Raw genomic sequence first — 20,903 nt, forward strand, 5'->3', positions numbered from 1 at the left:
CTTTTTTAAGCAGTTTTCAGTTTTTAAACCAAAAAAGGGAGAAGCAAAGATGGCGGGATTAGGTGCAGCAGAACGGTTGGGAATAAAAGCATTTGAAGAAGCGGGACGGGTAGAACTGCGCCCCCACTGGACGCAAGACGATGCGAAAGCAGTAATTCGCGCTGCTTACAGCCAAGTTTTCGGCAACGAGTATTTAATGTCGAGCGAACGACTTACCAGTGCTGAATCTCTGCTGCTGCAAGGGCAGATTTCAGTAAAAGATTTTGTGCGGTCAATTGCACATTCCGAAACCTATCGGAAAAAGTTTTTTTATCCGAACTCGCAAACGCGGTTAATTGAGCTTAATTACAAGCATTTGTTGGGCCGCGCTCCTTACGACGAGTCGGAAATTGCTTTCCACGTTGATTTGTACAATGCAGAAGGCTACGAAGCTGAAATCAATTCTTACATTGACTCCGTTGAGTATCAAGAAAATTTTGGCGAAAGTGTAGTGCCTTACTATCGGGGTTTTGCGACTCAAAGAGGTCAAAAAACCGTCGGTTTTAACCGGATGTTTCAACTGTACCGGGGTTTTGCTTCTAGCGATCGATCGCAAAACCAAACCCAAGCCCGGCTGACTTGGGAAGTAGCGAGAAATATGGCTTCGCCGATATACACGGCCTCCACCGGAAAAGCCCTTGGCGGCACGTCCGGCGGTTCTCGCGACCAACTCTACCGAGTCACCGCAATGCAAGGTTCGGCTAATTTTTCGCCCCAAGTGCGGCGGACTACTACCGAATACCTCGTGCCTTACGAGCAACTTTCGGGCCGCTTGCAGCAAATCAACAAACGTGGCGGCAAAGTGGTAAGTATTACCACAGCTTAAAGTTTGTGTATTGACGTTTTTTTGAAACGTCTTTAGCAAATTAGGACTAAGGCTAAAAAATTCTTCAATTTTATGTGTATAGGTAAGGTGCGCAGTGCGCACCCTACTTTGAGCAGGCGCGCAGTGCGCGCCCTACTTTGAGACATATTAGCCTTAGTCCTAAAAATCTCAAGTGCAACAAAGCTTTAAACTTTTGTCATTAATTTAGGAGAAAATCTGGTGGCGATTACAACAGCAGCGTCCAGACTGGGAACATCCGCATTGAGCGATGCGCCGAAGGTAGAACTGCGCCCAAACTACACCAAAGACGACGTTGAAACGGTGATTCGTGCGGTTTACCGTCAGGTGTTGGGCAACGACTATTTAATGAAATCCGAGCGACTTATAAGTTCCGAGTCTTTGCTGCGGGACGGCAGTTTGAGTGTACGAGAATTTGTACGCGCTGTAGCTAAGTCAGAACTGTACAAAACCAAGTTTTTCTACAACAGTTTCCAAACTCGGACGATCGAACTAAACTACAAACACTTGCTCGGTCGCGCTACCTACGACGAATCTGAAGTAATTGAGCACTTAGATTTGTACCAAACAAAAGGCTACGATGCTGATATTGATTCTTACATCGATTCAGTAGAGTATCAAGAAAACTTCGGCGAAAGTATCGTGCCTTACTACCGCGGCTTTAACACGCAGCGGGGGCAAAAAACCGTCGGTTTTACCCGGATGTTCCGGTTATATCGCGGCTATGCAAACAGCGATACATCTCAACTAGAAGGCAATAACTCTCGCTTAGCTGTCGAACTCGGCACTAACACCGCTACTGCTGTAGTTGGGCCTTCTGGCGGTAACGAAGGTTGGGCATATCGGCCTTCTGCCAGAAACGTAACTCCCAGCAGCACTTTCGGCGGCGCGGCAGCTTACGGCAAAGAAGGGCGGCTGGTGCGCGTGGAAGTTTCGGGCATTCGCACGGGTGGCTATCCCAGCGTGCGCCGCAGCAGCAAAGCTTTCATCGTACCTGTTGAGGAGTTGTCCTCGCAAATGCAGAAATTTCAACGCATGGGCGCGAAAATCGCCAGCATTACTCCAATTTAGTCAGTTGGCAGTTGGCAGTTGGCAGTTGGCAGTTGGCAGTTACTAGCTTTTAGTCAACAGTCAACAGTCAACATTCAACAGTCAACAGTCAGAATTACCAATTACCAAAAAGCTTATGTTGGGTCAAATTGTAGCTGGAAAAAGTGGCAATACAGCTTCTGCTGGTCGCTGCTTTCGGTATGAAGTTGTGGGCTTGCGCCAAAGCGATGAAACAAATAATGTGGATTATTCGATTAGATCGAGCGCGAGTACATTTATCAACGTGCCTTACAATCGGATGAATCAAGAAATGCAGCGGATTACTCGCATGGGCGGGAAAATTGTCAGCATTCATCCTTGGAGCGCGGGTGCAGAATCATCCCATGAATCATCCCATGAATCATCGAGTGATCACCAATAGTTTGGTGGGAGGGGCGATGAAAATCGCTCCGACACAGGCTAGAAGGTGCGATGAAAATCGCTCCTAGACAAACAAAGTCCACTCCAAGCGGACTAAGAGTTAATGTAACCCGCGCAGGCGGGTTTTGTCTGTTTACTAGCGATTTTAATCGCCGAGTTTCCCCAACCCTTGCCTTGCAGGTTTTGTCTGTATAACAGCGATTTAATCGCCGAATAACTAATAACTAATAACTAATGACTATGGATTATTACGAATCCGACTCACCGCCGGCGGGTGTAGCTGAGGGCGAGTCTTTAACTGTGGAACAGGCGATCGCAAATTTGCACTCCCAAGATTACAGTCTCCGGTATTATGCTGCTTGGTGGGTTGGCAGATTTCGAGTCAAGGAACCGGCAGCTATTGCAGCTTTAATTGCCGCATTGCAAGAAGAATCAGAACAAACAAAAATCGGCGACTATTCCCTATTGCGAAATGCGGCGCGGGCACTGGGTAAATTGGGCGACAAACAAGCCTTGCCGGCCCTGATTCGCTGTTTAGAATGCGCCGATTATTACGTGCGGGAAGCGGCGGCTCAAGCTCTAGAAATGCTGGGCGATCGCGATTCTATTGGGCCGCTAATGAAGTTATTGGATGGGGGCGTAGTTGTTGCTGTGCGAGTGCCAGGAAAATCGCACCTCGTGCAACCTTACGACTCGGTAATTGAAGCTTTGGGAACGCTGCAAGCGACAGAAGCAATACCGCTAATTTCACCTTTTTTAGAACATTCTGTGGAGCGGGTGCAGTACGCTGCGGCGCGGGCGATGTATCAGTTAACTGGTGAGCGGATTTACGGAGAGCGGTTGGTAAGCGCTTTGAATGGGGATAATTTGCAGTTGAGGCGATCGGCTTTGATGGACTTGGGGGCGATCGGCTATTTGCCCGGAGCGCAAGCTATTTCTGAAACTTTAGCAGAAAATAGCCTAAAATTGATTGCGCTGAAAGGAGTTTTGGAGCATCACCTAAATCAACAAGAATCACTATCTTTATCAGATGATGCTATCCGGGTTATGGATTTAATGGATAGTTTACTTTAAAAAAAATTAGTTCACAGCTCAAATAGGATTGCTGTAGCGATTCTCAATTGTCTGCCGTACATTCAGGAGACAGCACATTTCAGGACAAAGCAGTGCTGTTTCCCTACCCCATATCTGTATTTCAGGTAATTGAGAACTGCTATTTTCTCGCTTTTCTCAGGGTGAACTGGTGGCTGATGATTTGATGGAATGAGGAATGAGGCTTTAAGTATTAATTTTCATGGGTTTTGAGTAAAAATATTGAGGGTAGTAGCTGTTATGAAAGATCAAAATTTTTATGCAGAATTTGCATTCCTAGTGGTCAAATATACAGCAACTCATAAAGGAAATAAATATCGGGGAATTCCTCTTTCTAGTATATGTGGCACGCTGGAGTCAATTATGAAGATCCCTAGAGAAAGCCTACATTATTGTAACCACCGTTCCGAAACCCCAGTCGCCCTCACAATCCCAGCCAGAGATATCTTTTCTAATAAAAGTCGATCAATCAACTCTTTTGTTGCTTCTGAAATCGGTTGATGTCTGGAAGTCATGACAAATTGTCTGACACAATCTCGACATTTAAAATTTTGCTTGCCGGAGCGAGTGCGACCACTTTTCAAGATGTATTCAGAGTTGCACTTGGGACAGTTCATAAGCTAAAATTGAAGGTAGGTTAAAAGAGTAAAATTATAACACATTTTCCTTGCGATGCAGGACTACCAAATAAAAAAAGAGATACACTTGGCTGAACTAGCGAAAAAATACCGAGTTAGTCGCTCGTATTCATCTATCTCTCATCGTCTGTATGACCTCCTTTGCCAAATAGACAGAGGAGATGGACTGAGTTGGTCAGAGCAGGAATGGATGAAATTCTATCGGTTTTATGAAGCGATAGATATCTATCGGCAAATGCAGGAGTTTACTCAACTGAAATTCAGTTACAAAGCTACTACTTATGAGGATTCATTCCCCTCTAGCAATCTCTATAAAATTCTGAAGAGACTGGACAAAAACCAGCCAATTAGCCCTAAAGATTGTCAATGGTTGAAAGAAGAAAACCTGTTAGAAACACTTGCTATTATCGAGAAACGAGATACATTACAAAAAACTGTATTTGCTCAGCTAAAGAATAAGTATCAAGCCACGGCTCACCAGGATTTATCTGCCTCTAGTCCACTCTATAAAATCCTGAAAAACCTGGATGCAGATATACAGTTGAGCGAGTCAGAACTTAACTGGCTGGAAGAGCATCAACTGAGCGAAACGCTTAGCATGGTTTTGGAGATTGAACAAACACGGCACTTTGCTGAGCTGAAAGTTAAGTATAAAGCTAATAAATCTGAGGATTCATCCCTCTCTAGCCATCTGTATAAAGTTCTCAAAAAAATTGATTTAGAAAATCAGCTAGGTGAGCCGGATATTAACTTTCTGAAAAAGCGTAAACTGACTGAGACAATTACTCTGGCGCTTGACAAATTTGCTGCTAGTCTCAAGTCCAAAATTCAATCTGGGGAGCCGTTGAGTGAGGCTGATTTTGATTGGATCAAACAGAATGGACGTGATGATGTAATTACTTTTGCTATTGAAAACTATGTTGCTAGTCTGAAATCCAAAATCCAATCGGGAGAGCCGTTGAGTGAGGCTGATTTTGATTGGATCAAACAGAATAAACGTGAAGACATAATTACTTTTGCCGAAAAAAAGAGATTTGCTGCTCTGAAGTCTAAGTATGAAGTCTCGGACTATAAAGATCAAACACCTTCTAGTCCATTGTACGCAATTCTGCAAAAACTGGATAAAGGAGAGCGACTGGAACCAACAGATGTTGCTTGGCTTGAGGAGAATAAACTTGAAGCATCTCAACCGAGCAATAGCTATTATGGGTGGCAGGAACAACGCCGAGATCAAGGGCAGAGACTGTTCTCTGGCAAGATTTTTACAGCTTACCACAAAATCGAAGCACTTTTTTATGAACAGGAGTACAAGAATACTGGAAATAAATGGAAGTTGCCTAATGCTAGCAGTCATTGGCGCAAGGCAGGGCAACCGAGAAGTGCATTGAAGCTGACAGAAAATCTGGACTTCGACAAAATAAAAGAAAATAAGCTCAAGTCAGCTTTGCTAACAACTAGGGGCGGTGCTTTTCGAGATATTGATAAATTAGATGATGCACAAAAGTGTGCGCTAAAAGCTATTGAGTATCAGCCTCAGAGTCATCATCCTTACACTTTGATGGGAGCTATTTGTTTTGAGCGGGGTCAATTTTTAGAGGGTGAGCGTTGGTTTAACGAGGCAATTAAACGCGGTGCTTCACCCAGAGATCAGGATGCGGAAATGAAGCGGGTTGTCAAAAATGCTAAAAATGGGAAGCGTCGGGAAGTTGTGGAATATCTGCTAAAAAAAGATCCGCAGCGGTATGCTTGGGCTAAGTTTTATCGAAACCGCCAAGACGGTTAGGATGCACAGCGCAAGACCTCCTAGCGCGGGTATCGAGTCGAGTTTTTTGCCGATTCGACTCTTTAACCAAGACTGTCCTACTTTGAGTAGGCTAAGCTTTTCAAGTAGATCGCCGCGCCTCACCCACGCTGCAAAAAGTTCGATCGCGCGATCGACCCAACTTACAATTAAAATGGTCACGGTAAAGCTTACAAATAAATGGCATTAGAACTAATTCAGGCTGTCGAACAAGCAGATTCTTCCGAGGGCTTGTTAAACTCAGTCAAAGCACTGGCGGCGGCTTCCTCACAACAAGCAATTCCTACCTTAATTACAGTGCTCGGTTACAACAACCCAGGCGCTGCTGTTGCCGCCGTTGACGGGCTGATTCAACTCGGGGAAGCTGCGGTGCTGCCGCTTCTAGAACAGCTTGACGGCTACAATTACGGGGCGAGAGCTTGGGCTGTTCGGGCTTTGGCGGGAATTGGCGACCCCAGGGGTTTGGAGATTTTGCTCGATGCAGCGGCGAATGACTTTGCTTTGAGCGTGCGGCGGGCGGCGGCTAGGGGTTTGGGGACGATTTGCTGGGAACTGATGCCGGCAGAACAAATTGCCGATGCTCAACTTCGCGCTGTGAAAACGCTGCAGCAAGCGTCCCGAGACCCTGAATGGGTGGTTCGCTACGCAGCAGCGGGGGGTTTGCAAGCTTTGGCGGGTGCTGCGGCTGTTAAACCCGATTGGTTAGCGGAAGTTTCGGCCAGGCTTGAGGAAATCGCCCAAACCGATGAAACTGCTTCAGTTAGGGCCCGGGCTTTGCTTGCTAAGCAAAAATTGTCACTTGGCTAGGGTTTGGGCGATCGTCTCTTCCAAGTCCCCTTGACTGAGAGTGGTTAATATAAAGACTTCTTGTACGGTTTTGCCCTGTCTGGCGATGATTTTAAATCCCCCGCGGATCGGTACTGACACTCTTAATGTCATGCGGGGGATGTGTCCTTTAACTTTGTTGATGACGCCTGGAGTAACGGTTTGAATGCCCATTTTTAGGGTGAGGCGCTCTAAAATTGGTATCAAACCGGGAAGGTGGGTAGAGTGATTCCAAACTAGGCGGCCTTTGGGTTGTGCGTTCATAAATTTTTAACCAAATTCAACATACCCAGTCTAAGCCACCTCTGGCTGGAAGCAGTTTGAAATTCCCTCAACTTGTGTATCAATAACGTTACTGTGCGTGTTATTGCGAGCAAAGCCACGCAATCTCAAATCGAAATTTTTGATTCCAGCCGCGCAAGCTGAGATTTGATGGTGCAAAATTGTCCTGTACTTTTTGATGTTGTGGGTTGGTAATTGTCGGTTTTTCTAGTTGAGCGGCGATCGCCCCGAGTATTTTTGCGGCGCTGCAAGGTTTCTTGATATAGCCGTCTGCTTTAAGTTCTAGAACCCCTTCCATTTCTGAACCAGTCATAAAAATAAACGGAATGCTGGCGGTTGCAGGTTGCGATCGCAAAACCGCGAAAACTTCTAAACCGTCTACTTCGGGCATCATGACATCAGACAAAATTAAATCGGGAATTTGGGCAGCTAACTCGATACCGACTTCTCCGTTTTCGGCGCCGACAGCTTCAAAACCTCGCGATTTCAGAAGTTCTAATACGGTTTCTCGGATTAAGTCGTCGTCTTCTATGACTAATATTTTTTTCATTTGTTGTACTTTCCTCTTTACTTTGTTTATATTTGTATGTTATGATTCTGGCATTTGAGTTTTAAGAAATTCAATAGGGTTATTGCAAAAACCCACTTTTTACGGGCTACTTTTTACTTCAAAGCCTGCGATCGCAGCTACGCACGCTTATTCGATCTATCAGCAGCTTTACCTTTTGTACTAGCGCTCGAAATCGCTCCGGCGTACCTAGCATTGTGAAGACCTAAAATCTTGGGTTCAACAGTTTATTTAATAGAGATTGCAGCCGGCTAACTCAAAAAGCTTCTATTTGAGTTGCGATCGCAGCTACGTGTAATTAATAAATCCGCCGATGAGCTGAGCGCGAAACTACAAACTGTGAATTTCACAAATTTCTGGCGATCGGGTAAAATATACCTTGCTGTATCGCGATTTGTTGAGGAAAAGGATATGTCAGAATTTCTAGACTTTCTCAGACATCAGTTTGCTTACGTTGCCATTGGCGAATTTAAACCAGGAAAATTTAAAGAAGCAGAAGAACTTTTTGAAAAAGCTGTTGCAACTTATGCGACAGGTTTTAAGGGAGCATACCTGCTGCAATTGCCCAATACAGACAAAGGTATTGCCATCATTTTTTGGGAAAGCGTAGAAGAGATGGCCGCCAATCAAAGCCAAGCTTATCAGGAAATATTGAAACAGATGACGCCTTTGTTTGCCAAAATTCCAGACACTGATGTTTATGAAATCGTCAGTGAAATTCAGCCTAAAAGTAAATGATTAAAAATCCTGCAACCTGCGCGTCATTCCCATTCCCATCGGCGTCTTTCGCCCGACTCCGCTGTAAAGCGCAAAATCTGCTAAAGTGTTAATTTGCTTGATAGTATCAGGAGCTATATCTCCCATAATTCGATAACTAATATCGCCGACGCAGCCAATAAATTTACTTCGAGAATCCGTACTAACTTCTGTTCGGATATCGAAGAAACTGGGGAAAATAGCTTCGGTGAAAGTAGGTTCTATCGCAATCCTGCTGTACTTGTTCCAGCGATTAACTAAACTGCCAAAAATACTCTCACGAGTGGGCATAGCACTATCGTACACACCTTGCCTAAAATTAGTAGGAGTGCAAAAAGTAAAAGCAATTTGGCGCTCAGTTTCCGAAGCTCTATCGAACAATTCGGCGTAAGTACAAAAGTTAACCCACGGCTGGTTTGATTGCGGTTCGCTCAAAATATTAGTAATGTATATATTTGTCGGGCCAAGATGCCAAGGGCGATCGAAATTGAGTTGCTGCCAAAGTTGAGTTAGGCGATCGAACAAACCGTCATCCAGCAGAGAAATTCGCCACCAAATCGGCGTATTTTCCTGAATAGCTTGCTTGTAGTCCCACTGTACAGCCTGCGAAATTGTGCGGGAAGCAGGAGGCCAAACTCTCTTTTGTAGCTGCGGCGTGCTGCTTTTGTAAGCCTCTTTTCTGCTTACTTGAAAAGGGCTTAAAGTGAAAGCTTTTTCATGAGATTGATCGTGCAGGTACGCACTCAAATCGCTGTCTACAGCACTCACAAGGTTCAAAAATAAAGCGTGGAGATGCCGTCCCGTTAAAAACTGAGATGGAATTGGTGCAACTGGCAGCAGGTTTAAAACAAGGCTGTGGGGCATTTTAAAATTAAATACTGTCTCTCTATATGTGTTCAGCTAGTATTAATATTACAGCTAAGTTGCAACTTATATTAAGGAATTTTAATCAGGTAAGGTGCGCAGTGCGCACCCTACGTTTAGGTTGTGATATTGAGGCAAATCTCTGCACTATGAGTTTTTAGGCGATCGAGATTTCTGGCGACAAATAAACGTCTTGGATTGCGTTGAACAATTTTACACCTTCTTCAAAAGGACGCTGAAAAGTTTTGCGACCGGAAATTAAGCCGCAGCCACCAGCGCGTTTGTTGATTACCGCCGTGCGAATTGCTTCAGCAAAATCGCTTTTCCCGGAAGCACCGCCGGAGTTAATTAAACCCATCCTTCCCGCATAACAGTTGAGCACTTGATAGCGAGTTAGATCGATCGGGTGCTCCGTTGTCAAATCCGAATAAACGCGCTTGTCGGTTTTGCCGTAACTGTGACCGCTAGCTTTAGCAACTGCTTCGTAACCGTTGTTGCACTCGGGCAATTTCTGCTTGATAATGTCAGCTTGAATTGTAACTCCCAAGTGATTTGCTTGCCCGGTTAAATCCGCTGCAAGGTGATAATCTTTGTCTTGTTTAAAGATATCGTTGCGCAGGTAGCACCACAAAATTGTCGCCATTCCGTATTCGTGAGCGTGGGCAAAAGCTTGACTGACTTCTTGGATTTGTCGCGTCGATTCCGGGGAACCAAAATAAATTGTTGCTCCCACTGCAACTGCTCCTAAATTCCAAGCTTGTTCGACAGAAGCAAACATTATTTGGTCGTATTGATTGGGACAAGTCAGCAATTCGTTGTGATTGAGCTTGACAATAAAAGGGATTTTGTGCGCGTATTTGCGAGATACGCTTCCCAAAACTCCTAGCGTTGTCGCGACAGCATTGCAGCCTGCAGAAATTGCTAGTTTGATGATGTTTTCGCTGTCAAAATAGATGGGATTCGGTGCAAAAGAAGCGGCCGCCGAGTGTTCGATTCCTTGGTCTACCGGCAGGATAGATAAATAGCCGGTATTTGCCAAGCGTCCGCTAGAATAGAGTTGCTGAAGCGATCGCAAAACTTGAGGAGATCGATCGGTTTGAGCAAAAATGCGATCGACCCAATCCGGGCCCGGCAGGTGCAACAAATCTTTAGGAACTTTCGCTTGATGGGTGAGCAAGTCTTCGGCTTCGTCGCCCAGCCAAGATTCGAGCGAACTGGGAACTGATAGTGTAGCTGTCATGCAGATTTCCCTCTCTATTTCAATTGCAGGCTGATGATTGCAGACATTAGCCTTGCTGATATTGTAGCGAAAAAATCTTATTTTCCATCCCGGCAACGATCGACCCAGTTTTTAACAAGTTAGCGACAACAGCAACTAGGACGCGCTACTCTATAATAAGCTGGCAATTCAGCCGGATCTGCGCTGCCAGCGATCGCCGATCGATTCACAACTTTGCCATCACAATGTCAAATACTTACTTTGATTCTGAAAACAGTCACAAATCCTTCGAGATGCCCGGTGCTCGACCGCATTACAATCCAGATCGCCCCGGTCAAGTAGAGCATATTTTTCTCGACTTAGTGCTGAATATTCCCAAACAAAGCTTTCGCGGCACTTGCAGCATCCGCATCAATCCAGTCCGCAGCGGCATTGACAAATTAACCTTAGATGCGGTAAACCTGAACATTGAATCGGTAAAAGTTGGTGAAACCAAGCAAAATTTCGAGAGCGACGGCGAAGTGCTGCAAATTCAACTGCACGAACCAACAGAAGCTTACCAACCAATTACTATTGCGATCGAATACTGGGTCGAAAAACCCCAGCGCGGTCTCTATTTCGTCGGCCCCGACAAAAATTATCCAGACAAACCAACACAAGTTTGGACTCAAGGCGAAGACGAAGATTCCCGCTTCTGGTTTCCCTGTTTCGACTATCCCGGACAGTTGGCAACTTCCGAAATTAGAGTGCAAGTTCCCAGACAATTTTTTGCCATTTCCAACGGCGAATTAATTAGCACAAAAAACGATGGCGACGATAAGATTTATCACTGGTCGCAAACCCAGGTACACCCGACCTATTTAATGACTTTAGCAGTCGGAGATTTCGCAGAAATCAAAGACGAATGGAACGGCAAACCAGTTAATTATTACGTTGAAAAAAGCCGCGAAGCAGACGCTAGGCGCAGCATGGGCAAAACGCCTCAAATGATTGAATTCTTCTCTGAAGCATTTGGCTATCCTTACCCTTTTCCGAAATATGCTCAAGTCTGCGTCGATGATTTCATTTTCGGCGGTATGGAAAATACTTCGACAACTTTGCTAACAGATAGGTGCTTGCTAGACGAACGCGCCACTCTCGACAATCGAGGTACTGAAAGCTTAGTCGCCCACGAATTAGCTCACCAGTGGTTCGGCGATTTAGTAGTAATTAAACATTGGTCTCACGCTTGGATCAAAGAAGGCATGGCTTCTTATTCCGAGGTGCTGTGGACTGACAAAGAATATGGCAAAGAAGACGCGGCTTACTATATGTTAAATGAAGCCCGCAATTATTTAGCTGAAGATAGTTCCCGCTACCGCCGCCCGATCGTTACTCACGTTTACCGCGAAGCAATCGAATTGTACGATCGCCATTTGTACGAAAAAGGCGCTTGCGTTTATCACATGATTCGCGCCGAGTTGGGTGACGAATTATTTTACAAAGCAATTCACACTTTTGTGCGGGATAACGCTCACAAAACTGTAGAAACGATCGATTTGCTGAGGGCGATAGAAAAGGCTACCGGTCGCAATCTAATGTTTTTGTTTGACCAGTACGTTTATCGCGGCGGTCATCCAGATTACAAAGTTGCTTATTCCTGGGATGGCGACAGCAAATTAGCAAAAGTGACTGTTACCCAAACCCAGGTAAAAGATAGCAAAAATGACAACGGGAACGGTAACAGGAAAGATTTATTCGATCTGAAAATTCCGATCGGCTTCGGTTACAAGCCGGAAAAAGAGGCATACGATGACAGTTCTGCGCCTTCAACCCCGAACCTAAAAACTTTTACAGTGCGAGTCTACGAACGCGAGCAAAGCTTCTATTTCCCCCTAGAGGAGAAGCCTGCATTTATCAGTTTTGATGTCGGCAATAAATACTTAAAAACAGTTGTTTTAGAATATGGAGTTGCGGAACTAAAAGCTCAGTTGCAATTCGATCCCGACCCGGTTTCTCGGATTTATGCTGCCCACGCTTTGGCGAAAAAGGGAGGACTGGAAGCGGTGAAAACGCTGTCAGAAGTTCTCAAGAAAGAGCCGTTCTGGGCTGTGCGGGCGGAAGTTGCCAGTGAGTTAGTAGAAATTAAACTTGACCAAGCTTTTGAAGGTTTAGTAACTGGTTTGAGAGATAAAGATGCTCGCGTTCGCCGTGCTGTGGTGGCGGCGCTGAGTAAAATCAAAACTCACGAAACTTATAAAGCGCTAAGATCGATCTTAGAAAAAGGCGACGCCAGCTATTACGTAGAAGCAGCCGCAGCGAGTGCTATTGGCGGAATATCAGCAGCTAACCCCGACGAAAAACCGACCGACGAACAGGTACTGAAAGAGTTAAAATTCGTGCTGAAAGAACGTCAGGGGTGGAATGAGATCGTGCGATCGGGTGCGATCGTTGGTTTGGCACAGATGAAAACTTCTGAAGATGCGCTGAATCTAATTTTGAAATACACTGCTGCGGGTACTCCGCAAGCTTTGCGCTTGGCTGCAATTCGCTCTTTGGGCACAATTTCGACGGGTCAAACCAAGGTCAATTTAGAACGGATTTTGCAGCGATTGGCAGAATTATCTAAAGAGACGTTTTTCTTGACTCAAGTCTCTGTAGTAGCGGGATTAGGACAAATGCAAACTCGCAAAGCAATTCGCATTTTGGGTTCTTTAGCTGACCAAACTCCCGACGGCCGCGTCCGCCGCATGGCTGATGAAGCTGTGCAAAGAGTGCAGAAAAATGCTGGTTCTGATGCAGCGGTAAAGCAGTTGCGGGAAGAATTAGACCAGGTGAAAAAGGAGAATCAAGATTTGAAGAGTCGTATGGAAAATTTGGAGGCTAAGGCGAAGAAAGATTAGACGTAAAACCGCATACCGGCGCAGCTAAAGGCAGATATTGTCGATCGGCTTTTATCTGCTTGTCGGTAGAGGATTGCGCCCGGTTATTATAATAATATTATTGTTCAGTGGGAGTGCAGGGGAATTTCCTATTTTCCACAGAGGGGAAAAGCCAACTATCTCTATTCTCGACTTTGTTGTCTCAAGTGGGGAATTATTTAGAATCTGGAGGCAATTTTTATTGTTTAGTTGTAAACCTTTGATGAACTAGCAGCAGCTTTTGCACCCAGAAATATTGCAGAAATTATGAGTATAAGAACCGCTGTATTGGTAGAACAATCCGGGGTAATTCCCTATCGTATTGAAGACGGAGAAATTGAAGTAATGCTGATTACTTCTTCGGCTAGCAAGCGCTGGGTTATTCCCAAAGGATTAATTGAATCTGACATGACTCCCCAAGATTCCGCCGCCAAGGAAGCTTGGGAAGAAGCAGGTTTGTTGGGTAAAGTGTTCCCGGATTTGCTTGGAACTTACGAGTATCAAAAGTCCGGCTGTACTTGGCAGGTAGGGGTATTTTTAATGCAAGTGCAAGCAGTTCTGGAAATTTGGCCGGAAGCTAGCAAGAGAAAGCGGCAGTGGGTAAGTATTCCTAAAGCAATTAAGCGGGTTAATGAACCGGAACTCAAACTCATTTTAGCGGATTTGCAGAATAGGTTCTGGTGAAGAGTCGCTCGGTAAGGGCGGGTTTACCAATACTTTGGTTTTCAACCATAATTTCGGGTGAACCCGCTAAAAGAACAAAATGACTGAAGACTATATGCTGTAAGATTCTGGAGATGCGATCGCCATGCCATCTCCTCTGATGACCCACCTTAACCCGATTAAAATTCTCTCCCTCAATGACCTGCGCGACAACAAGCCCGAACGTCCAGGCTGGTCACTCACCTTCGGAGCCATCTGTGCAGATGCAGCCGCCGTTTGCCTCGACGATGGAGGACACTCTATCCCTGTGAAGCTGACAATCGAGGGGATTCAACCCTGTGAAATCCAAATTCAATGGGATGCGATCGATGATACCATCCGTCGCTTCAACGCCGATCGGGAAGTTGCCACTGAATATGGAGCCTACGGTATCGCAGCGTTGATCCTGCCTCACCTCACTGGACTCACCATCATCGAACGCTCTGTCAAAGGTAAAGGGTTAGGTTTTGACTTTTGGCTTGGTTCGCTCGAAGATCCAGGCACGCTATTTCAGCGTAAAGCCCGCTTAGAAGTCTCCGGGATTCGTAAAGGTTCTGACAGCATTATTCAAGCCAGAGTTAACATAAAATTAGAACAAATCCGCCCTTCAGATGACGTAGCTCCTGGCTATGTATCTGTAATTGAGTTCGGTACTCCCAAAGCACGGATCGTCAAAAAATGCAGACCGTAGAAGCCCTTCACCACGAAGCAATGGAACTGGTCGATCGAGCTGTTCTCGCCCGTCAGTGCGGTGATATCGACCAAGTGACTGCACTCACCAGAGCCGCCTTTGCGAAAGAACGGGCGGCAGCGGATTTAGTAGCAAACGAATGGGATTTTGAGCCTACTCGTTCTATACTGCATCGGAGCGCCGCCGTACTTGCCATTGAGTGTGCCCAACTCCGGGAAGCAGAACGGCTGATTGGACGCGCCCTCGCAGGCAACCCTCCCACGGACATTGCGGATGAACTGCGTGACCTGCTTATAGAAGAAATTTACTCGCAGCGCCAAGCGATTGGAGCTTAATTTATTTAAGCGTTAGCTGACAGAAAAGGAATGCTTTCGGCTAAGTTATCCTTAACTTCAATTTCCTGTTTTTTCGCCCAAAACTGGCTCAAAAAATGAATTTGCCGCAAGCCGACAACTAAATTTAAACCTGGTACAAAAATCCACCAAACTGTTAGCGGTTCTTTGATTCCTTCTTGGCGGTACAATTCGTTAACTGTGTTGTAAAGTTTGAACTGCACGATGTAAATCCAAGCAATACCGAGCAAGGAAAACCAACCAAACCATCCGGGAACGTCAGGGTCGAATATGCGCAAAGCTTGGGGGACGGCTACTCCTAAAACAAAGGGAAGCAAGCAAAGAGTTCCCGACCAACCGCTGCCGTTATAGCGACGCAATTCTTCTTGAATAATCCATTTGTACCATCCGTAATATAACAGCAAGCTGACTGCAGACAGCAAAATTACTCGCCACAAAGAGCGGGGTTTACCTAAAGGTTTGTCGGACATATTGAGATGTAAGATATGAATCGCTATCTTGATTGTATTAACATTTGTTAATTATTGCAAAATCATTTCTCGAATCGATCGCGCTGTTGCAGGGGCCAGCAAAACACCGTTGCGATAGTGGCCGCTGGCGATGAGAACGCGATCGTTACCCGGAAGCGTCTCGATAATTGGTGCCGGTCGTCCTTCCGGCCGCGGGCGCAATCCCGACCATTTCCTGATGATTTCAGCTTCTGCTAAGCCCGGACAAAGTGCGATCGCCCTTGCCATCACTTGCCCCAACATATCAGCATTTGCCTGAATTTCCCCACCATTTTCTGAAAACTCAACCGTCGCCCCCACCCAATATTCCTGATTTTCCAAAGGCACAATGTGAACGTCATCGCACGTAATTACCGGGCTAAAATCTCGGTTTCCTAAAGGATTGGGCGATCGCAAATGCAGCGCTTGTCCCAACACCGGGCGAATGTCAACCAACTGATTTAACGATGCAGTCACAGCAGCAGAACCCAAACCAGCCGCCACAATTAGTCGATCGAAATTTTCAATAACAGGCAAGATGCCTGTTCCACTAGACATATTGACAGTAATGGAAGATGGAAGTTGAATCTGAGACACCTGAGAATTCAACTGAGTAATTCCTTCAACTTCCACCCCAAACTCAAAAATCACTCCATTTCGTTCAGCAGCATCAACCAAAGCCAAAGTTAGCGCCGTCGGATCTACTTGTCGGTCTTGAGGCGAATAAATCGCAGCAATAATCTTATCATTTAAATAGAGATGAGGGCAGCGATCGCGCACTCGCTCCACATCCCAAATTTCTAATTTCCAACCTTGAGACTCGCGAGTTGCTACCAACTTTTCCCACTTACTTAAATCCTCTCCCTCCGCCGAACAAAGCATTAAAATTCCTTGTTTGTTAAAAGGAATTTTTCGCCCCGTAACTGCTTCCAATTCAGGAATCAAAGTTTCGTAGCGCTGAAGGCTAGTTCCCCTCAACTGCCAATTTCTGCCCTTAGTTTTGTGGCTGATAACTCCCATCAAAACACCGAGGGCAGCGCCAGTAGAACCTTGTGCCGGCGGCTGTTTGTCGAACACAGTAACTTTCAGTTCGGGAAATTGACTTAGTTCAAAGGCGATCGAAGCCCCAACAATACCGCAACCAATAATTGCAACACGAATCATTCAATTTTAGATTTTAGATTTTAGATTTTAGATTTTATAGAAATTTATCGTAGTTTTTCGTTGAGTGTGTACGGAGTACCCTACTAAAGATTAGTAGGGTGCGCACGGATCAAATTATCTCGCTGATCCGTGCGCACCCTACCTTGGTGAATTATCTTGGCGATCCGTGCGCACCCTACAAACCCAAAGTTATTAGGCTTTAGGAATTAGCTGCAAGAAGGTATCGAAATCATTCACGGCTTTTCGATAACTAGCCGTGATTTTCGCATAGTCAGCCGCTTTAGCAGCGTTGTCAATCTCTACCAAATCAGCAAACAAACTTTTAGTCAAATCAACAGCTTGTTCTTGAGCTTTCGGCAACAAACTACCAGACACGGTTCTCATGGCGCTGCGCAATTCGCCGAGAGGCCCGTGAATGTAAGTTCTGGTATCAACCCAATTTCGCTTTTGAATTAGGGTTCCCAATTTGTCCATGCGCGATCGCAACTCTGTCAGGGTAGGAACAGAGCGCTGAATTTGCTGGATTTGGGCTGCTGTGTAAGTCGTTGGAACTTTTGCTTCGACACTACTGCAACTAACCAGAAATGCCATCAAAAACGCCATCATCAAGGCAAAAATTGAACGGGGACGAGTCATATCGATTTTAGATTTTAGATTTTAGATTTCTAGTTCTCAGGCTCTGCCTGGGAATGCAGCTCGGCGAGGAGCTGGTTCACTGACCTAGCACCGAGAGTTATGTACAAAATATTATTTTACCTCCTGGCGGCGCAGAAAAGTTATCAGAGCATCGCCAACTTTTTCTGACCAATGTTCTTGAGGATAATGCCCCGCTTGTTCGAGTGTGACTAACTCTGCATTTTGCAGGGAACCGACTAGCTTTTGAGCTGGTTCAACACTCAGCCAAGGGTCTGTCAAACCCCACACAAATAAAGTTGGTCGAGTCCAGGCTTTCAAGCCGGATTCAATTTCTGCCATTGACTGCGGCAATTGAATATTGCGGACTGTATTCATGAGCGATCGACCCGCATCCGAACTCTTCAAAAACGGGCGGCGGTAAACATCTAAATCTTTGTCTGATATCGTCTGGCGGCTGCCACCTTCGAGAGTTCTGTCAACCAAAAGCGGGTCTTGCGTCATCATGTCGCCAATAAAAGGCAGCCCCAACTGCTGCATTTTCCAAGGCAATTTTATATCTGCTGAAACTGGTGTATTGATGATAGCTAAACGCTCTATTTTATCGGGATTTCGCAAAGCGTATTGAAGGCCGGCTGAAGCTAAAAATCCTTGGACAACGAGGTAAAATCGGTCTAATTCTAGAGTTTGAATAAAGCCAGCGAGGGCGTCAACAAAAGCATCGGGAGTATAGGCAAAGTCGCGCTTGTCTGGTTTTGTCGATCGCCCGTAGCCCACCCAATCTGGGGCGATCGATCTAAATCCCTGGGCAGCTAAATCCGGCATAATTACAGTCCAGGTAAAACTCTGGGACGGCAAACCGTGCAGCAGCAGTACGGGTAATTTACCAGTTTCGTTAACCGGATTTGTTTCCCGATAAAACCATTGCAGCGGGCCTACTTCTACTATTTTCTCATCAATTGACATTATTTTACTTGTTATTTATTAAACAATAAGGCGGGGAATACCCGCCCTACTTACATAATAGTTAGGTATGCACAGAGTACCTTACCCAACTAATTACAGCCGCACTTAGAAATTCATTTCAGCAGCTTGAACTTTTTCGACCTGTTTCTTCTTGAGAACCAGCATAATTTGAGCCAGCATGGTCAAAGCCACGAAAGCCATCAATCCTTTAACTCGATCGGCACTTTGCAGCACAATCTCCACGTCTTTTTGACCGAAGCCGCCCACATTAGGATTGTTCGTCAAAAGTTCGCCTGCTGCAACTGTTTGTCCTTCGGTAACAATCAGTTCAGGGCCTGCGGGAATCGTATCAACAACGGCTGCACCTTCGGCAGGTTGAATTGTCACTTGATAACCGCCATCTTCAGGTTGAGCAATCTTAGAAATGGTGCCAGCTACCGAAGCATTATAAACACTATTATTGCTCTTTTCACCAGTAGGATAAACCTGACCGCGACCGCGGTTGCCTCCGACATAAATTTGGTATTTGCCGTAGTGAACCGACTTGTCTGTTTCCGGATTCGGCGACAAAACGGGGAATACCAATTCTTTGTACTGTTCTCCCGGCACCGGGCCCACTAAAACAATATTTTCTTGGGTTTCGCTGTAAGGTTGGAAGTAAAGATCGCCGACTTTTTCCTTCATTTCTTCGGGAATTCTGTCAGCGGGAGCAATCTTGAAACCTTCGGGCAACATCACAACTGCGCCGACATTCAAGCCGCCTTTGGTGCCGTCGCCGACAACTTGTTGAACGTTAGTATCGTAGGGAACCTTGACAATAGCTTCAAACACTGTGTCAGGCAAAACAGATTGCGGCACTTCAACTTCAGTCACTTTTGCACCGAGGTGACAGTTAGCGCAAACAATGCGGCCTGTTGCTTCGCGGGGAGTAGCGGGTGCTGTTTGCTGGGCCCAGAAAGGGTAAGCAAATGCTGCTTGGGGAAGTGCGATGTCGCTGGTGAGGAAAAATCCTGCTGCTGCGATCGCAATTAAGGCTGTTTTCGCGATCGTCCTGGCACTGTGGCGAAATATCGCAGATAAATTAGTTTGTGGCATCAGAGTATTCAATCTCAAAGGTCAGACAATGCGTGAATTTTAGATTTGGAATTTGGAATTTTGGATTTTGGATGATTAGACTGTTTTAGGGATGCAATTATCTGTAATTTTCACCGCCGATCCCCAATCTAAAATCTAAAATCTAAAATCCAAAATCATTTAAGACCACCAAGGTGCTTCGCCGGTGCGGAAATCAGTTTCTTTCCAAGGGGTAAAAGCGATCTTGTCATCTGCGACAGTGGCGTGGGCCAGGGCCAGAGACAAAGGCGCTGGGCCGCGCACCACTTTGCCCTCATTGTTGTATTGAGAACCGTGGCAAGGACAGATAAACTTGTTTTCGCTAACATTCCAAGGCACGACGCAACCCAAGTGAGTGCAAACTGCATTGATGCCGTAGTCGGCGAGAGATTGGTCATTTTCCACCACAAGATAAGTGGGGTCGCCTTTGAGACCTTGGGCTAAAGTGCGATCGCCCGCAGGGTGCGAAGCCAAATATTCGCTAACGAGGATGTCGTTGCCCAAGGCATCTTTAGCTGTCACTCCGCCGCCAACTGCCCCACTCGACGGAGGAACAAAATATTGGACAACGGGATAGAGTGCGCCCAGTGCAACACCTGTGACTGTACCGAACGTCAGCAAATTCATAAATTGGCGACGCCCCATATCGGGGACATCGGGATTTCCAGCAGAAGATTGAGCCATGACCTGCCTTTACGGTTTTAAGTTACGTTTGTTTGTTAGCTGTTAGCGAACCTGTACGTGCAGAGGAAGGAGGATAATTGCCGTTAATCTGCTCGCACAAATTTTAGGCCGCGAAAATTCCTTTTAAGAATGCGCCTTCCAGCCTTTATTAGAGTATTATTACATTTTTTGAACTTTGTCTTTTATTGTTTAATGGATTAACTCAGGAGCAACCATGACGGGTAAGGATTTACACCAGCTACTGCTAGAAAAATGGGGAAAGTCTTACGATATCAGATTGCGGCGGACGCGGGGCAAGATTTTTGTGCAAGTTATGTGGAAATATCTAGAACAGGCATCTTTTCCGATGACGGAGGCTGATTATTTCGAGCATTTGGATGCGGTGGCCAATTACCTCAACGGCTGGGGCAGCACGGCACAGGTGAGAGAATTTATCGTAACTACTCGCGATCGCCCGCGCTTGGGCAAAGCTGTCAGCGTTCCCCTAGATTTGGGTGAAAGAGCCTCGGAGTGGTTGCTAGACGAGTTTTGAATCGCTCAGTCGATTTTAGATTTTAGATTTTAGATTTTAGATTGACTCCACAGCCGGGATCTGGGGGAGTTCCCTAAAGTTTTGTGTCGCGCCGCGGCTGGATTAGTTGAGTCCAAAGTCCCGAAAATCGATCTGCGAGCTTGTCATACGACTTGCCGCTGGTGAGAAACTAAGATGTCGCGCATCTAATTTGCACAGGTGTTTTGATTCAAAGTCTTGTGTGGCGGGCTTTGCTGCGCGCGGCCTGCTGTGGGATTTAAATGCCGCAACAGCTTGTGG

General features: G+C 45.8%; 23 protein-coding genes and 1 pseudogene. 13 read left to right on the forward strand and 11 right to left on the reverse strand.

All coding sequences use genetic code 11. The annotated features are described in order from the left end of the window. Positions 1–49: 49 nt before the first annotated feature. From QUA20_RS15745 to QUA20_RS15765, 5 genes are all read left to right on the forward strand, one after another. Complete coding sequence (locus QUA20_RS15745; protein ID WP_333189735.1) at positions 50–865, forward strand: phycobilisome linker polypeptide; 816 nt, start codon at positions 50–52, stop codon at positions 863–865. Positions 866–1,084: 219 nt separating this feature from the next. After that, positions 1,085–1,954 carry a phycobilisome linker polypeptide gene (locus QUA20_RS15750; RefSeq protein ID WP_333189736.1) on the forward strand — a complete coding sequence of 290 codons (870 nt, stop codon included), beginning with the start codon at positions 1,085–1,087 and terminating at the stop codon, positions 1,952–1,954. A gap of 115 nt (positions 1,955–2,069) precedes the next feature. Beyond that, positions 2,070–2,354, forward strand: a complete 285-nt coding sequence (locus QUA20_RS15755) for a phycobilisome linker polypeptide (protein ID WP_333189737.1) — start codon at positions 2,070–2,072, stop codon at positions 2,352–2,354. A 233-nt stretch (positions 2,355–2,587) separates the two neighbouring features. Next, the gene (locus QUA20_RS15760) at positions 2,588–3,427 is read left to right on the forward strand and encodes a HEAT repeat domain-containing protein (protein WP_333189739.1); all 840 of its coding nucleotides are present in this window, start codon (positions 2,588–2,590) and stop codon (positions 3,425–3,427) included. A gap of 258 nt (positions 3,428–3,685) precedes the next feature. Further along, on the forward strand, positions 3,686–3,946 hold the full coding sequence (locus tag QUA20_RS15765; protein WP_333189816.1) for a hypothetical protein: 261 nt from the start codon (positions 3,686–3,688) through the stop codon (positions 3,944–3,946). Here QUA20_RS15765 and QUA20_RS15770 read toward each other — a convergent pair. Continuing rightward, positions 3,838–4,062: pseudogene (locus QUA20_RS15770) on the reverse strand (IS1/IS1595 family N-terminal zinc-binding domain-containing protein); the annotation flags it as partial. The gene QUA20_RS15765 and the pseudogene QUA20_RS15770 overlap by 109 nt on opposite strands. An 88-nt stretch (positions 4,063–4,150) precedes the next feature. On the opposite strand from QUA20_RS15770, the gene QUA20_RS15775 reads away from it, so the two are divergent. Next, complete coding sequence (locus QUA20_RS15775; protein WP_333189740.1) at positions 4,151–5,866, forward strand: hypothetical protein; 1,716 nt, start codon at positions 4,151–4,153, stop codon at positions 5,864–5,866. A 198-nt stretch (positions 5,867–6,064) separates the two neighbouring features. Continuing rightward, entirely contained in the window at positions 6,065–6,691 is a 627-nt protein-coding gene (locus QUA20_RS15780) for a HEAT repeat domain-containing protein (RefSeq protein WP_333189741.1), read from the forward strand. On the opposite strand, the gene QUA20_RS15785 is transcribed toward QUA20_RS15780, so the two are convergent. Together QUA20_RS15785 and QUA20_RS15790 are read right to left on the reverse strand one after the other, a co-directional pair. Then, on the reverse strand, positions 6,680–6,973 hold the full coding sequence (locus QUA20_RS15785) for a DUF2103 domain-containing protein (protein WP_015175787.1): 294 nt from the start codon (positions 6,971–6,973) through the stop codon (positions 6,680–6,682). The genes QUA20_RS15780 and QUA20_RS15785 overlap by 12 nt on opposite strands. Before the next feature lie 100 nt (positions 6,974–7,073). After that, the gene (locus QUA20_RS15790) at positions 7,074–7,541 is read right to left on the reverse strand and encodes a response regulator (RefSeq protein WP_333189742.1); all 468 of its coding nucleotides are present in this window, start codon (positions 7,539–7,541) and stop codon (positions 7,074–7,076) included. 429 nt (positions 7,542–7,970) lie between these two features. Between QUA20_RS15790 and QUA20_RS15795 the strand changes: the two genes are divergently transcribed. Next, complete coding sequence (locus tag QUA20_RS15795) at positions 7,971–8,297, forward strand: antibiotic biosynthesis monooxygenase (protein ID WP_172185429.1); 327 nt, start codon at positions 7,971–7,973, stop codon at positions 8,295–8,297. Here QUA20_RS15795 and cas6 read toward each other — a convergent pair whose 3' ends face one another. Both cas6 and QUA20_RS15805 read right to left on the reverse strand, forming a co-directional pair. Further along, positions 8,298–9,179 (reverse strand): CRISPR-associated endoribonuclease Cas6, encoded by an 882-nt coding sequence (gene cas6, locus QUA20_RS15800; protein WP_333189746.1) that lies wholly within the window; start codon positions 9,177–9,179, stop codon positions 8,298–8,300. A gap of 157 nt (positions 9,180–9,336) precedes the next feature. Next, positions 9,337–10,419 (reverse strand): class I fructose-bisphosphate aldolase, encoded by a 1,083-nt coding sequence (locus QUA20_RS15805; protein ID WP_333189748.1) that lies wholly within the window; start codon positions 10,417–10,419, stop codon positions 9,337–9,339. A gap of 224 nt (positions 10,420–10,643) precedes the next feature. On the opposite strand from QUA20_RS15805, the gene QUA20_RS15810 reads away from it, so the two are divergent. The 4 genes from QUA20_RS15810 (at position 10,644) to QUA20_RS15825 (ending at position 15,026) form a co-directional block, all read left to right on the forward strand. Then, positions 10,644–13,280: a M1 family metallopeptidase gene (locus QUA20_RS15810; protein WP_333189749.1), complete on the forward strand. Its 2,637-nt coding sequence runs from the start codon at positions 10,644–10,646 to the stop codon at positions 13,278–13,280. 285 nt (positions 13,281–13,565) lie between these two features. Beyond that, entirely contained in the window at positions 13,566–13,982 is a 417-nt protein-coding gene (locus tag QUA20_RS15815; RefSeq protein ID WP_172185421.1) for an NUDIX hydrolase, read from the forward strand. A 124-nt stretch (positions 13,983–14,106) separates the two neighbouring features. Further along, positions 14,107–14,691 carry a hypothetical protein gene (locus QUA20_RS15820; RefSeq protein ID WP_333189751.1) on the forward strand — a complete coding sequence of 195 codons (585 nt, stop codon included), beginning with the start codon at positions 14,107–14,109 and terminating at the stop codon, positions 14,689–14,691. Next, positions 14,679–15,026 carry a hypothetical protein gene (locus QUA20_RS15825; protein ID WP_332957936.1) on the forward strand — a complete coding sequence of 116 codons (348 nt, stop codon included), beginning with the start codon at positions 14,679–14,681 and terminating at the stop codon, positions 15,024–15,026. The genes QUA20_RS15820 and QUA20_RS15825 overlap by 13 nt, the downstream gene beginning before the upstream one ends. Before the next feature lie 5 nt (positions 15,027–15,031). Here QUA20_RS15825 and QUA20_RS15830 read toward each other — a convergent pair whose 3' ends face one another. From QUA20_RS15830 to petC, 6 genes are all read right to left on the reverse strand, one after another. Further along, a complete protein-coding gene (locus tag QUA20_RS15830; protein ID WP_333189753.1) occupies positions 15,032–15,514 on the reverse strand; it encodes a hypothetical protein in 483 nt (160 codons plus the stop codon). A gap of 51 nt (positions 15,515–15,565) precedes the next feature. Continuing rightward, positions 15,566–16,696, reverse strand: a complete 1,131-nt coding sequence (locus tag QUA20_RS15835) for an FAD-dependent oxidoreductase (RefSeq protein ID WP_333189755.1) — start codon at positions 16,694–16,696, stop codon at positions 15,566–15,568. Positions 16,697–16,888: 192 nt separating this feature from the next. After that, positions 16,889–17,332, reverse strand: coding sequence for a photosystem II protein PsbQ (psbQ, locus tag QUA20_RS15840; RefSeq protein WP_172185415.1), 444 nt, complete (start codon positions 17,330–17,332; stop codon positions 16,889–16,891). A gap of 111 nt (positions 17,333–17,443) precedes the next feature. After that, complete coding sequence (locus tag QUA20_RS15845; protein ID WP_333189757.1) at positions 17,444–18,295, reverse strand: alpha/beta fold hydrolase; 852 nt, start codon at positions 18,293–18,295, stop codon at positions 17,444–17,446. A gap of 105 nt (positions 18,296–18,400) precedes the next feature. Beyond that, positions 18,401–19,390, reverse strand: coding sequence for a cytochrome f (petA, locus tag QUA20_RS15850; RefSeq protein ID WP_333189759.1), 990 nt, complete (start codon positions 19,388–19,390; stop codon positions 18,401–18,403). A gap of 159 nt (positions 19,391–19,549) precedes the next feature. Beyond that, positions 19,550–20,092 carry a cytochrome b6-f complex iron-sulfur subunit gene (gene petC / locus QUA20_RS15855; protein ID WP_333189761.1) on the reverse strand — a complete coding sequence of 181 codons (543 nt, stop codon included), beginning with the start codon at positions 20,090–20,092 and terminating at the stop codon, positions 19,550–19,552. A gap of 214 nt (positions 20,093–20,306) precedes the next feature. On the opposite strand from petC, the gene QUA20_RS15860 reads away from it, so the two are divergent. Beyond that, on the forward strand, positions 20,307–20,624 hold the full coding sequence (locus QUA20_RS15860) for a DUF3067 family protein (RefSeq protein WP_333189762.1): 318 nt from the start codon (positions 20,307–20,309) through the stop codon (positions 20,622–20,624). Positions 20,625–20,903: the final 279 nt, after the last annotated feature.

The sequence above is a fragment of the Microcoleus sp. Pol7_A1 genome (assembly GCF_036701085.1).
Taxonomy (GTDB): Bacteria; Cyanobacteriota; Cyanobacteriia; order Cyanobacteriales; family Microcoleaceae; genus Microcoleus; species Microcoleus asticus.

Excerpts from the sequence above, each read along its gene's own strand:
- QUA20_RS15755 (WP_333189737.1), top strand. The coding sequence starts at position 2,070 with ATGTTGGGTCAAATTGTAGCTGGAAAAAGTGGCAATACAGCTTCTGCT.
- QUA20_RS15780 (WP_333189741.1), top strand. The coding sequence starts at position 6,065 with ATGGCATTAGAACTAATTCAGGCTGTCGAACAAGCAGATTCTTCCGAG.
- QUA20_RS15785 (WP_015175787.1), bottom strand. The coding sequence starts at position 6,973 with ATGAACGCACAACCCAAAGGCCGCCTAGTTTGGAATCACTCTACCCAC.
- QUA20_RS15815 (WP_172185421.1), top strand. The coding sequence starts at position 13,566 with ATGAGTATAAGAACCGCTGTATTGGTAGAACAATCCGGGGTAATTCCC.
- QUA20_RS15860 (WP_333189762.1), top strand. The coding sequence starts at position 20,307 with ATGACGGGTAAGGATTTACACCAGCTACTGCTAGAAAAATGGGGAAAG.
- QUA20_RS15760 (WP_333189739.1), top strand. The coding sequence starts at position 2,588 with ATGACTATGGATTATTACGAATCCGACTCACCGCCGGCGGGTGTAGCT.
- cas6 (WP_333189746.1), bottom strand. The coding sequence starts at position 9,179 with ATGCCCCACAGCCTTGTTTTAAACCTGCTGCCAGTTGCACCAATTCCA.
- QUA20_RS15825 (WP_332957936.1), top strand. The coding sequence starts at position 14,679 with ATGCAGACCGTAGAAGCCCTTCACCACGAAGCAATGGAACTGGTCGAT.
- QUA20_RS15845 (WP_333189757.1), bottom strand. The coding sequence starts at position 18,295 with ATGTCAATTGATGAGAAAATAGTAGAAGTAGGCCCGCTGCAATGGTTT.
- QUA20_RS15745 (WP_333189735.1), top strand. The coding sequence starts at position 50 with ATGGCGGGATTAGGTGCAGCAGAACGGTTGGGAATAAAAGCATTTGAA.
- QUA20_RS15765 (WP_333189816.1), top strand. The coding sequence starts at position 3,686 with ATGAAAGATCAAAATTTTTATGCAGAATTTGCATTCCTAGTGGTCAAA.
- petA (WP_333189759.1), bottom strand. The coding sequence starts at position 19,390 with ATGCCACAAACTAATTTATCTGCGATATTTCGCCACAGTGCCAGGACG.
- QUA20_RS15790 (WP_333189742.1), bottom strand. The coding sequence starts at position 7,541 with ATGAAAAAAATATTAGTCATAGAAGACGACGACTTAATCCGAGAAACC.
- QUA20_RS15810 (WP_333189749.1), top strand. The coding sequence starts at position 10,644 with ATGTCAAATACTTACTTTGATTCTGAAAACAGTCACAAATCCTTCGAG.
- QUA20_RS15830 (WP_333189753.1), bottom strand. The coding sequence starts at position 15,514 with ATGTCCGACAAACCTTTAGGTAAACCCCGCTCTTTGTGGCGAGTAATT.
- psbQ (WP_172185415.1), bottom strand. The coding sequence starts at position 17,332 with ATGACTCGTCCCCGTTCAATTTTTGCCTTGATGATGGCGTTTTTGATG.
- QUA20_RS15805 (WP_333189748.1), bottom strand. The coding sequence starts at position 10,419 with ATGACAGCTACACTATCAGTTCCCAGTTCGCTCGAATCTTGGCTGGGC.
- QUA20_RS15835 (WP_333189755.1), bottom strand. The coding sequence starts at position 16,696 with ATGATTCGTGTTGCAATTATTGGTTGCGGTATTGTTGGGGCTTCGATC.
- QUA20_RS15820 (WP_333189751.1), top strand. The coding sequence starts at position 14,107 with ATGCCATCTCCTCTGATGACCCACCTTAACCCGATTAAAATTCTCTCC.
- QUA20_RS15795 (WP_172185429.1), top strand. The coding sequence starts at position 7,971 with ATGTCAGAATTTCTAGACTTTCTCAGACATCAGTTTGCTTACGTTGCC.
- petC (WP_333189761.1), bottom strand. The coding sequence starts at position 20,092 with ATGGCTCAATCTTCTGCTGGAAATCCCGATGTCCCCGATATGGGGCGT.